This window comes from Aliamphritea spongicola, assembly GCF_017051665.1.
GTDB classification, from domain to species: domain Bacteria; phylum Pseudomonadota; class Gammaproteobacteria; order Pseudomonadales; family Balneatricaceae; genus Amphritea; species Amphritea spongicola.
This window is the reverse complement of record NZ_JAFIDL010000001.1, coordinates 97,413-109,741: the sequence shown is the minus strand read 5'-3', so window position 1 is coordinate 109,741 and position 12,329 is coordinate 97,413. Positions and strand designations below refer to the sequence as shown.

Sequence of the window (12,329 nt, the reverse complement as noted above, 5' to 3'; positions counted from 1 at the left end):
TCTTCATGACATGTCTGGTTCTGCTGTTACACGGTTGTAGTAATGAAGAACCGGAAGCAAAAGTTGTGCGTCCGATCCCCCAGCTATCTGATCTGAATATCAAAGAATTTGTCAGCGTGTTTAAAGAGGATTACGAACGCAGCCTCAATGACATTGAAAACGCTTACGATGAACACAAATCAAAAAATGACCCGGACGGTTATGTCGCTTACCGTAACCTGACCTGGACGCCGGCCTACATTGATCTGAAAAACCATTACGCCGCTGTACTCCACCAGAACAAACCGTATCTGGCCCGTAAACGGCTGCTGCCACTTTTCACCCTGTTCGAGAACGTTCTTAAGATTGGCCTGGATCTGAAAAAAGCCATGAACGATAACGACGAACGCTACCATGGCCGTGCAGTGGACAGTATCCAGAAAGGAAAGCTTGCCTTTAATAAGCTGGCGCTTAAGTTACAGGCCAGCTGACATCTCTCCAGCGGTTACCGTACAGATACACCTGTTGCCCTTATTTAATCCGGTCAGCAGGTCGCATTCACCCCTTTTTCAGATCCTCGCTTTGGTATAGTATTTGCCGGTCCGTCAGATACTTAACACCACTGTTTACTGCGTTATCTGTCACTTCCGGTTCACCGTCAACCCTATCAACCGAGCACGATCTTTATGCGTATGAACATTGACGAATTTCTCGCCAGCCCGAATAAAGCAGTTACCCTGATGGGGATGTCCGGAGTAGGTAAAACCTACATATCCAACATTCTGGAAGAGAAAAACTGGTACCACTTTTCAGCAGACTACCGGATTGGCCACAAGTACCTGAACAGCGATATAGAAGCCAACCTGCGCGACAAGGCCATGACCGTGCCGTTTCTGCGTGAACTGCTTGAAAATGACTCAATCAGTATCAGTAACAACGTCACCATCAATAACCTGAGTTCGGTATCTGCATTTCTGGGCAAGCTGGGTAACCCGGAGAAAGAGGGCCTGGCTCTGCCAGAGTTTTTACGTCGCCAGAAACTCTACCTGGAAGCAGAAATCGCATCCGCCTACGACGTACCGAAATTCATTGAAAAAGCCCATGCAGAAGGCCACAACCACTTTATCAATGATTCCACCGGCAGCCTGTGTGAAATTGATGAACCGGGAGTATTTGAAGTACTGGCGAAGAACACGCTGATTCTGTACATCAAGACCTCTCCGGAAGATGAGATCAAGCTGATCGAGCGGGCGCAGAAAAGCCCGAAGCCCCTGTACTACCGTCAGGCCTTCATTCTGGAACAGCTGGCGAAGTATCAGGAAGAGCGGAATCTTGACTACCTGGCCATGATGGAACCGGACGACTTTATCCGCTGGGTTTTCCCGAACCTGTTCCACTCCCGTTTGCCGCGCTACCAGCACATTGCAGATAACTATGGTTATACTGTTCAGGCAAGCGAACTGGCCACCTGCAAATCTGAAGCAGACTTTATTGATATTATTACTGCCAGCGCCCGCCGCTAGGAATTTATTATGCCGATTATTACCCCTTCAAGCCGGGTCTTACCCAGCTATTCAAAATTAGCAGCTGAAGGTTTCGCGATTCTCACCCATGAACGCGCCACCACTCAGGATATTCGTGAACTGCATATCGGCTTCCTTAACATGATGCCGGATGCGGCTTTCACCGCAACCGAGCGGCAGTTCCTGCGTCTTATCGCCAGCAGTAACCAGATCGCCCAGTTTATTTTCCACCCATTTACGATCAACGTGGAAAAGCGCAGTCCGGAAATCCAGCAATACGTGGCGGATTACTACGACGACTTTGAACAGCTGAAACTGGAAGGCCTGGACGCGCTGGTCATTACCGGTGCAAACGTAGCCAATAAAAACATTCAGGACGAAGACTTCTGGGAACCGCTGAAAGAAGTAGTCGACTGGGCGTACGACAACGTCACTTCTATTTTTTGTTCGTGCCTGGCATCCCATGCACTGCTGAAAATAAAGTACGACATCGACCGCCAGCCGCTGCCTGAAAAATGTTGGGGCCTGTTCAACCATACGGTCAGCGACCCTACTCACCCGCTGGTACACGGCATGAACAGCCGGTTTGATGCCTGTCACTCGCGACACAATGAAGTGTCCAGTGATGCGATGCGTAAAGCCGGTCTGAAGGTACTGGTGGAATCGGAAGAAGCCGGCCCGCATCTGGCCGTCAGTGAAGACGGTTTCCGGATTATCTTCCTGCAGGGGCACCCGGAATATGACACCATCAGCCTGCTGAAAGAATATAAACGTGAAGTCATGCGTTATGTCAGCGGTGACCGTGGCGACTATCCGCCATTCCCGTCGAACTACCTGTCGCTGCAGTCCCAGGCGATTCTGGAGGAGTACCAGCTGCGCCTGACCAACGCGATGACCAATGGTACTGAACTGCCGGAATTCCCGGAAAAGCATGTCACACCACTGGTACACAACAGCTGGCAAGATACGGCTAACGCCTTTACCAACCGCTGGCTGGGTCAGGTTTACCAGACCACCAACGTCGACCGCACCAAGCAGTTCGAAGACCAACTGGACCCGAACGATCCGTTGGGGCTCTATTCCGGCAAGTAAAAGACATCAGCAAAAGACACAAAAAAAGGACTCACATGAGTCCTTTTTTATTATCAGGTAACTAAACAGTTCATATCAGAAACAGTCACCGGGAACCCTTACCCAGCCTTCCATTAGCAGCCGTGCACTGCGGCTCATTACCGCCTTGGTCGCAGTCCACTCGCCGTTTTCACAGGCAGCTTCTGCACCAACCCGCAAGGTTCCGGAAGGATGTCCAAAGCGGACCGCACTGCGCTCACCGCCGCCGGCAGCAAGATTCACCAGTGTACCGGGAATCGCCGCGGCCGTGCCGATTGCCACCGCAGCCGTGCCCATCATGGCATGGTGTAACTTACCCATCGACAGCGCCCGCACCTGGAGGTCAATCTCCCCTGCAGTAATCGATTTACCGCTGGAAGAAACGTAATCAGACGGGGGGGCCACAAAAGCCACCTTAGGGGTATGCTGACGGCCCGCCGCCTCACTGATATCACTGATCAGCCCCATGCGTACTGCGCCGTGAGCACGAATGGCCTCAAACTTCGCCAGTGCAGCTTCATCGTTATTGATGTCATCCTGAAGTTCCGAGCCGGTATAACCAATCTCTTCTGCATTGACGAAAATAGTAGGAATACCTGCATTGATCATGGTGGCGGACAAGTTACCGACACCCGGCACAACCAGTTCGTCCACCAGATTTCCGGTAGGGAACATTGCCCCTTCACCGTCCGCCGGGGACATAAATTCCACCTGTACTTCTGCCGCAGGAAAGGTCACACCATCGAGCTCAAAATCACCGGTTTCCTGTACCTCACCGGCGGTCATAGGTACATGGGCAATAATGGTTTTCTGAATATTCGCCTGCCAGATTCTGACGACAGCAACACCATTCTCCGGCACCCGCGAAGCATCCACCAGCCCTTTGCTGATGGCAAACGCCCCTACCGCCGCCGACAGGTTGCCGCAGTTACCGCTCCAGTCCACGAAAGGCTTATCAATGGCCACCTGACCAAACAGGTAATCCACATCATGATTCGGCTGGTTGCTCTTCGCCAGGATGACCGTTTTACTGGTACTGGAGGTTGCACCGCCCATACCGTCGGTTTGCTTTCCGTAAGGATCCGGGCTGCCGATCACCCGCTGGAGCAACGCATCCCGTGCAGGCCCCGGTACCTGAGCCACTTCCGGCAATTCTTCAAGGCTGAAAAACACCCCTTTACTGGTACCACCACGGATATAGGTTGCCGGTATTCTGATCTGAGGAACATGCGCCATAATTCAATTCCTGATTGAATGCCCGCCACGGTTAAACCGCAGCGGGCCGTTTACATTAGCTGTTACGCGTTACGCGTTACCTTCAAGGAAGTCCTTGGCAAAGCGCTGCAGCACACCGCCAGCTTCATAGACCGATACCTCTTCTGCGGTATCCAGACGGCAGGTGACTGGCACTTCAACGGTCTCACCATTGGCACGGTGAATCAGCAGAGTCAGCTCGGCACGCGGCTTACGCTCACCCAGCACATCAAATGTCTCGGTACCGTCAATGCCATAGGTCTCGCGGGTTTCACCAGCCTTAAACTCCAGCGGCAGAACCCCCATACCCACCAGGTTAGTACGGTGAATACGCTCGAAACCTTCCGCAACAATGGCTTCAACACCGGCCAGACGAACACCCTTCGCCGCCCAGTCACGGGATGACCCCTGACCATAATCCGCGCCGGCCACAATGATCAGCGGCTGGCTGCGCTCCATGTAGGTTTCGATGGCTTCCCACATACGGGTCTGCTGCCCTTCCGGCTCAACCCGTGCCAAAGAACCCTGAATAATCTCACCGGCATCATCCCGGCACATCTCATTGAGCAGCTTAGGGTTAGCAAATGTTGCCCGCTGCGCCGTCAGGTGATCACCACGGTGGGTTGCGTAGGAGTTAAAGTCTTCTTCCGGCAGCCCCATGTGCGCCAGATACTCACCGGCCGCGCTGCTGGCCAGAATCGCGTTGGAAGGCGACAGATGGTCCGTCGTAATGTTATCCCCCAGTACCGCCAGCGGACGCATACCCTTAAGGCCACGGGCCCCGGCCAGGGCACCTTCCCAGTACGGCGGACGGCGGATGTATGTGCTCTGCGGACGCCAGTCATACAACGGGCTTTCTGCCTGCTCCGCCTTACCCAGATCAAACATTGGAATGTATACCTGCTTGAACTGCTCCGGCTTCACACTGGAAGCGACAATCGCATCAATCTCTTCGTCACTTGGCCAGATATCTTTCAGGGTAACCGGGTTACCGTTCTTATCTGTCCCCAGTACATCTTTTTCGATATCAAAGCGTACTGTACCGGCGATGGCGTAAGCCACCACCAGTGGTGGGGATGCCAGGAATGCCTGTTTGGCATACGGGTGAATCCGGCCATCAAAGTTACGGTTACCGGACAGCACCGCTGTGGCATACAGGTCGCGGTCAATCACTTCCTGCTGAATTGCCGGATCAAGCGCACCGCTCATGCCGTTACAGGTGGTGCAGGCATAGGCGACAATGCCGAAACCAAGGGCTTCCAGCTCAGATAACAGACCAGCTTCTTCAAGATACAGACGGGCAACTTTAGAGCCCGGCGCAAAAGAAGATTTCACCCAGGGCTTACGCAGCAGACCTAATTCATTGGCCTTGCGGGCCACCAAACCGGCAGCCACTACGTTGCGCGGGTTACTGGTATTGGTACAGCTGGTAATCGCTGCGATGATGACTGCACCGTCCGGCATTTCACCAGGCTTTTCTTCCCAGCTGCCAGCAACGCCCCGTTCAGCAAGTTCGGACGTAGGCAGACGGCGGTGTGGGTTAGACGGACCGGCCATGTTGCGGCATACCGAAGAGAGATCAAAGGTCAGTACCCGTTCGTATTCAGCAGCAACCAGATCATCCGCCCACAGGCCGGTGGTTTTCGCGTAATTCTCAACCAGCGCTACCTGCTCCGGTTCGCGGCCGGTCAGTTTCAGATAATCAATGGTCTGCTCATCGATATAGAACATACCGGCAGAGGCACCGAACTCAGGCGTCATATTGGCAATGGTCGCACGGTCACCGATGGTCAGATCCCGGGCACCTTCACCAAAGAACTCAAGGTAAGCCGAGACTACCCGCTCTTTACGCAGGAACTCAGTCAGTGCCAGTACGATATCGGTGGCAGTAATGCCCGGCTGACGTTTACCGGTCAGCTCTACACCGATAATATCCGGCAGACGCATCATAGACGCACGGCCAAGCATCACGTTTTCTGCTTCCAGACCACCTACACCGATGGCGATGACACCCAGTGCATCGACGTGTGGGGTATGGCTGTCGGTCCCGACACAGGTATCCGGGAAGGCAATGCCATCACGGGCCTGAATCACTGGTGACATTTTCTCCAGGTTAATCTGGTGCATGATGCCGTTACCGGCCGGAATCACATCTACATTTTCAAATGCAGTTTTAGTCCACTCAATAAAATGGAAACGGTCTTCATTACGACGGTCTTCAATGGCGCGGTTTTTCTCAAACGCTTCAGGATCAAAACCACCGTGTTCAACCGCCAGCGAGTGATCGACGATTAACTGGGTAGGTACCACCGGGTTAACCTTCGCCGGGTCACCGCCCTGATCTGCAATCGCATCCCGCAGGCCCGCCAGATCCACCAGCGCGGTCTGACCCAGAATGTCATGACATACAACCCGGGCCGGATACCATGGAAAATCCAGATCCCGCTTACGCTCAATAATCTGTTTCAGAGAGTCGGTCAGCACCGCCGGATCACAGCGGCGTACCAGCTGTTCCGCTAACACACGGGAGGTATAAGGAAGGCTGGCATAAGCGCCTGGCTGAATGGCTTCGATCGCAGCACGCGTATCAAAGTAATCCAGCTGCGTCCCCGGAAGGGGTTTACGGTTTGCAGTATTCATAGCATCAGGACCCGTCAGTATTTTTTACACGAGCGAAGCCTTGCACACGAGAAACTCGGTGCCGGCTCCCCTTTGTTATTAGAAGTGGTCCGTTACCCCGGCATATACGGCCAGAGTAACGGTGACTCAGCTCAGTCCGGGTTATGGACGATCTTCGATCGCTACCCAGTCAGCGGAATCAGGACCGGTATAGTCCGCCGACGGGCGGATAATCCGGTTATTCGCTCTTTGCTCCATCACGTGTGCCGTCCAGCCAGCAACACGGGAACAAACGAAAATTGGCGTAAACAGCTTGGTCGGAATGCCCATGAAGTTATAGGCAGACGCATGGAAGAAATCCGCATTACAGAACAGTTTCTTCTCGCGCCACATAACCGCCTCAACCCGCTCAGAAACCGCATACAGATATTCATCGCCGACCTGTTCTGACAGTTTCTTCGACCATTCCTTGATGATCGCATTACGGGGATCAGATTCACGGTAGATCGCGTGACCAAAGCCCATGATCTTGTCTTTACGGGCCAGCATGCCCATGACTTCTGCTTCCGCTTCATCAGCACTGCGCCAGTTTTCGATCATCGCCATCGCAGCTTCGTTGGCACCGCCGTGCAGCGGCCCACGCAGCGAACCAATCGCCGCAGTCACACAACTGTGAATGTCTGACAGGGTGGACGCACATACTCTTGCTGTAAACGTTGAAGCATTGAACTCATGTTCTGCGTAAAGAATCAGGGAAGCATGCATAACCTGAACGTGCAGTGGCTCCGGCTTTTCATCATGCAGGGTCCACAGGAACTGTTCAGCAATGGAATCTGCATCAGTTTCTACATTGATCCGCTTGCCATGGTGGCTGTAGTTGTACCAGTAGTTGATAATCCCCGGGAATGTAGCCAGCATACGGTCGATATGGTGATGCTGTTCCGCAAAGTCATGCTCGGTTTCCAGGTTACCCAGCATTGAACAGCCGGTACGCATCACATCCATCGGATGGGCATCCGCCGGAATATTTTCCAGTACCGTCAGCAGCGCCTGAGGCAGGCTGCGCATCTCTTTAAGGCGAGCCTTGTACATTTCCAGCTCGCCCATATTTGGCAACTTACCGTACAGCAACAGATAAGCCACTTCTTCAAACTGCGCTTTATCCGCCAGTTCTTTAATGTCATAACCACGGTAGGTAAGCCCTGCACCGGACTGACCTACTGTACACAGTGCCGTTTCACCGGCAGACTGCCCCCGCAGACCGGCACCGCCCAACTTCTTCGCTTCAGCCATGATATGTCTCCTCACACCGGGCCGGAATCACACCGGCCAAAACACACTGATTTTTATTTGTTTTTGCCTTCCTGAAACAACGCATCAAGCTTCTGCTCAAAGTCGTGGTAATTCAGGAAATCATAAAGCTCCATCCGGGTCTGCATGCTGTCGACAACCGCTTTCTGATCGCCATCCCGCAGGATCGCTTCATAGACATTCAGCGCGGCTTTATTGGCTGCACGGAACGCCGATAACGGATACAGCACCATGGTGGCACCGTTCTCAGCCAGCTCCTGCTTATTAAACAGCGGCGTTGCACCAAACTCGGTAATATTCGCCAGCAGATGAGCACCATTAATGCCTTCCGCAAACGCCCGGTAATCACTCAGGGTATGAACCGCTTCAGCGAAAATACCGTCAGCGCCGGCTTCCAGACAGGCCTGCGCCCGCTCTACCGCGGCATTCAGACCGTCCTGCTGAAATGCATCGGTACGAGCGATGATGAAAAAGTCATCGTCAGTTTTGGCATCAACCGCCGCTTTCACCCGGTCAACCATTTCTTCCAGGCTGACGATTTCTTTATTTGGCCGGTGGCCGCAGCGTTTCTGAGCCACCTGATCTTCAATATGAACCGCAGCGGCACCAGCCTTGGTCATATTGCGCACGGTCTTCGCGATGTTGAATGCACCGCCCCAGCCAGTATCAATATCCACCAGCAACGGGGTTTCAACCGCATCGGTAATACGGCGAACATCTTCCAGCACATCGTTCAGCGAAGTCATACCCAGATCAGGTAATCCATAAGACGCATTCGCAACACCGCCACCGGAAAGGTAAATAGCTTTATGACCAACCCGCTCCGCCATCATTGCATGGTAGGCATTCACGGTGCCCAGAATCTGTAGTGGTTTGGTCTCGGCCAGAGCCTGACGGAAACGTCCGCCGGCGGTCAGTTGCTGCGACATAAGTGACTCCCTATGTAGGTACTCGATTCAGACCGGTCAGTCTTTTTGCTGATCGGTCAACTTAACTTCTATATTGCGCCGCGCAGTACTGATATGGCGACGCATCAGGATTTCGGCCAGTTCACCATCACCCTCTTCGATGGCATCCAGAATCCTGTGATGTTCTTTCAGGGCACGTTGCGGACGGGACTTGGACACACTGAACTGATAGCGGTACATACGCACCAGGTGATAAAGCTCACCGCCTAACAGTTCCATCAGCTTGTCATTGTGACTGCCCTGCACGATCCGGAAATGGAAATCCAGATCCCCTTCTTTCTGAAAATACGCATGGCCGTCGATCTTCTCGATACTGGCTTCATGCTCATGCAATAACTCCCGTACGCTGTCGATTTCTGCCTGCGACATTTTCACCGCCGCCAGGCGGCTTGCCATGCCTTCAAGGGCTTCACGTACGTGATAAATTTCCAGTAACTCATCCGTATTAAGGGACACTACCCGCGCACCCACATGAGGTACACGCACCACCAGCCGTAAACCCTCCAGGCGGCGAATCGCCTCCCGCAACGGCCCCCGACTGATGCCATAAGTACGTGCCAGTTCCGGCTCGCTGATTTTATGGCCCGGCGGAATATCACCCTTAACAATGGCAGTTACTAACTGCTCGCAAACCTTATCAGCCAGCGTGCGCAATTCGCTGTTGCTGATTGGTTGCTCTGTTACTTCAACTTCAGAGACTTCAGTCATATTATTTTCCAGATTGTCGACAATCTAAATTGTGAACTAACGATACAGTCCATATTATAGCCCGTCAAGACGGTTTTAAGGGCGATTTGTCAACATGATACAAAAGTATAAGGGTAATCCCTAGGAGATTTTCACCCTGTAATTAACCGGAACAAATCCTTCAACACAGGTTAAAAGCAATACATCAAAAAGCCACAATCCCTTACAAATAAAGGCCTGCAGCAATAAAGGGAAAAACCGTTAAAAGATAAGTAAAGACGAAAGGATAGAAAAACAAAATTGTCGACAATCTTAACAAAAACCAAAACTGTCGACACTTTATGAAAAGATTTCAGCCAGCCAGATAGCGCTCCAGCTCAACCTGCATCACCTGAGCAATCTGCCGCGGTTTCTGGAATGGCAGGGAATGATCCGTCCCGGCCACCATAAAATAATGCCAGTTAGGCAGGCGTTCCGCTAATGCACGCTGGTATTCATGCATCGCTGCCACACTGTTGCCACCGATAAAACTGCTGACATCTCCCTGAGCCGCCAGCAGCGCTTCCCGGTCCACGTCATGCAATGCATCGGTGACACATTTAAGTGCATGGGCAAATCCCAGGGGACGGCTGGCAAGACGTTCAATTGTGACCTTCTCCACCAGCGGTGACACTTTGCGGTTAGGTGAGATTGTATCCAGAAACTGCCGCACACCTTTCTCAGCGTCAGTACCCAGATGCTCAGCCGCCTGCATATACTGCGCCCGCAACTCAAGACTGGCCTGCCAGTCGCCACGGTCAACCGCTGCAGACTCCAGCAAAAACTGCTTTTCAACATGCTGGCTGTACTGCTGCTTATATAGCATCGAAATCAGTCCACCCATAGAATACCCAGCCAGGTCAAAACACTGCCAGCCCAGATGATTAAGCAACTGAGCCACATCTGTCACAACCTCCTGAGCAGTATAGGGATACTCAATGCCATCCGGGGAAACCGTCTGCCCCATTCCCCGCAAATCAGGTACCAGTACCTCTGACCACATATCCAGCTGAGCCAGCAGCGCCTGCCAGGTATCTTCACCCGCCACACCGGCACCGTGCAGCAATACCAGCCGCCGGCCTGTCAGATTATCCCGGTGACGGTAAAGCCGGTAAAAAATCTGTTGATCAGGCTGTGGGAAAATATCGGTATGCAGGGTATAGGGAAACTTCATAATGACTCATTAACACTCAGAAAAATCACGCAAAATCAGCCTGATAAGTGTACACGAAACAGGTCCGGTTCTGCTAAAGCCTGCAAACTGCTCTGGATGCGTAATATTGTGCCTTATTCCCGCCAATATACTCGCATTCATAGGGCCAGATGGTTACAATCGCCCTCTTTAACCGGACACAGCGCCCCACAAGGGCTAGTCTGTCCGTTAAGCAGTAACTATATCTTGCAGCTACAACAAAAGGCTTACCCGGTGTACAGACTGTTCCCTCTTCCCTATCTAGATGATGCCTGCCCTTACTTTGCAGCAATCCGTGAGCACAATGCGCCGGTTTTTCTTGATAGCGGTAAGCCCCGCTCAGGTTTTGGCCGTTACGATATCATTGCAGCCTCACCGGTCGCTCAGCTGAGCTACCAGCATGGCATCACGACACTGACCAAAGCCGACAATACAGAATCTCTCAGCGGCAATCCGTTCAGCCACTTGCAAGCCATGTATCAGGCCTACGCTGAACATTGTCAGCCGCCTGCCGACGAAACAATCGGCCAGCTGCCGTTTTGTGGCGGCATGATCGGCTATTTCTCCTACGATCTGGGACGCAGCCTCGAAGACCTGCCGGAGCTAAACCCGCAGGATCAGGAACTGCCGGATATGCAGGCTGCCATTTATCCCTGGGCGGTCATCGTCGACCATCAGAAAAAACGCACCCAGCTGGTTACCACACCGCTGATTGACCAGCCTTCTGCCGAAGCCATCAAAACACAGATCGAAGCAGCACTTGAAGCACCGGCCGCTGCAGGTGAATTTACTCTGACCAACCGTTTCAGCAGCAACCTGACGGAACAGGACTATTACGACGCACTGGACAAAGTCAGTGACTATATTCAGGCTGGCGACTGCTATCAGGTGAACTTTGCCCAACGCTTTAAAGCCGGTTACGAAGGTGACACCTGGCAGGCATACCTGAAACTGCGTGCCAAGGCTCCGACTCCTTACTCGGCTTATATTGAAACCCCGCAGGGCAGCATTCTGTCCCTGTCACCGGAACAGTTTCTGGAAGTAGACAACGGCAAGGTCACCACCAAGCCAATTAAAGGCACCCGACCACGGGGCAAAACCCCTGAAGAAGATCAGAATCTGGCGCAGGAACTGTTCGACAGCGAAAAAGACCGCGCCGAAAACCTGATGATCGTTGATCTGCTGCGTAACGATATCAGCAAGGTGTGCCAGCATGGCACTGTACGAGTCCCGAAGCTGTTTGATATTGAATCCTACGCCAATGTACACCACCTGGTGAGCACGGTGACCGGCATGCTGGATACAGACAAAACGCCTCTGGACCTGCTGGAACACAGCTTCCCGGGAGGCTCCATCACCGGCGCACCTAAAATCCGCGCGATGGAAATCATTGAAGAACTGGAGCATAACCGCCGTTCCATTTACTGCGGCTCTATCGGCTACCTGAGCTTCTCCGGCCGGTTTGACAGCAGCATTACCATTCGCACACTGCTCTGCCATGACAACCAGATTCACTGCTGGGCTGGCGGTGGCATCGTTGCCGATTCAGAAACTGCCGATGAATATCAGGAAACCTATAACAAGGTAAACAACCTGTTACAGGCACTGGAAGACGGCCTGAACTGAGCACTGCCTCTTCGCTATTCA

Annotated in this window: 10 protein-coding genes; 4 read left to right on the top strand and 6 right to left on the bottom strand. The window is 52.8% G+C overall.

Features of this window, described 5'->3' with window-relative positions:
* The first annotated feature begins 5 nt into the window (after positions 1-5).
* From JYB63_RS00565 to metA, 3 genes are all read left to right on the top strand, one after another.
* Positions 6-470: a hypothetical protein gene (locus tag JYB63_RS00565; RefSeq protein WP_205655797.1), complete on the top strand. Its 465-nt coding sequence runs from the start codon at positions 6-8 to the stop codon at positions 468-470.
* Positions 471-665: 195 nt separating this feature from the next.
* Positions 666-1,502, top strand: a complete 837-nt coding sequence (locus JYB63_RS00560; protein ID WP_205655796.1) for a hypothetical protein — start codon at positions 666-668, stop codon at positions 1,500-1,502.
* A gap of 9 nt (positions 1,503-1,511) precedes the next feature.
* Positions 1,512-2,594, top strand: coding sequence for a homoserine O-succinyltransferase MetA (gene metA / locus JYB63_RS00555; protein WP_205655795.1), 1,083 nt, complete (start codon positions 1,512-1,514; stop codon positions 2,592-2,594).
* 75 nt (positions 2,595-2,669) lie between these two features.
* On the opposite strand, the gene prpF is transcribed toward metA, so the two are convergent.
* From prpF to JYB63_RS00525, 6 genes are all read right to left on the bottom strand, one after another.
* Positions 2,670-3,848 (bottom strand): 2-methylaconitate cis-trans isomerase PrpF, encoded by a 1,179-nt coding sequence (gene prpF, locus JYB63_RS00550; protein ID WP_205655794.1) that lies wholly within the window; start codon positions 3,846-3,848, stop codon positions 2,670-2,672.
* 69 nt (positions 3,849-3,917) lie between these two features.
* Positions 3,918-6,506, bottom strand: a complete 2,589-nt coding sequence (gene acnD, locus JYB63_RS00545; RefSeq protein WP_205655793.1) for a Fe/S-dependent 2-methylisocitrate dehydratase AcnD — start codon at positions 6,504-6,506, stop codon at positions 3,918-3,920.
* Positions 6,507-6,647: 141 nt separating this feature from the next.
* Positions 6,648-7,778, bottom strand: coding sequence for a bifunctional 2-methylcitrate synthase/citrate synthase (gene prpC / locus JYB63_RS00540; RefSeq protein ID WP_205655792.1), 1,131 nt, complete (start codon positions 7,776-7,778; stop codon positions 6,648-6,650).
* A gap of 53 nt (positions 7,779-7,831) precedes the next feature.
* Positions 7,832-8,725: a methylisocitrate lyase gene (prpB, locus tag JYB63_RS00535; protein ID WP_205655791.1), complete on the bottom strand. Its 894-nt coding sequence runs from the start codon at positions 8,723-8,725 to the stop codon at positions 7,832-7,834.
* A 36-nt stretch (positions 8,726-8,761) separates the two neighbouring features.
* Complete coding sequence (locus tag JYB63_RS00530; protein ID WP_205655790.1) at positions 8,762-9,472, bottom strand: GntR family transcriptional regulator; 711 nt, start codon at positions 9,470-9,472, stop codon at positions 8,762-8,764.
* Between the two features lie 331 nt (positions 9,473-9,803).
* The gene (locus tag JYB63_RS00525; protein WP_205655789.1) at positions 9,804-10,664 is read right to left on the bottom strand and encodes an alpha/beta fold hydrolase; all 861 of its coding nucleotides are present in this window, start codon (positions 10,662-10,664) and stop codon (positions 9,804-9,806) included.
* A 252-nt stretch (positions 10,665-10,916) separates the two neighbouring features.
* Between JYB63_RS00525 and pabB the strand changes: the two genes are divergently transcribed.
* Positions 10,917-12,308: an aminodeoxychorismate synthase component I gene (gene pabB / locus JYB63_RS00520; protein ID WP_336510831.1), complete on the top strand. Its 1,392-nt coding sequence runs from the start codon at positions 10,917-10,919 to the stop codon at positions 12,306-12,308.
* The last annotated feature ends 21 nt before the right edge of the window (positions 12,309-12,329 follow it).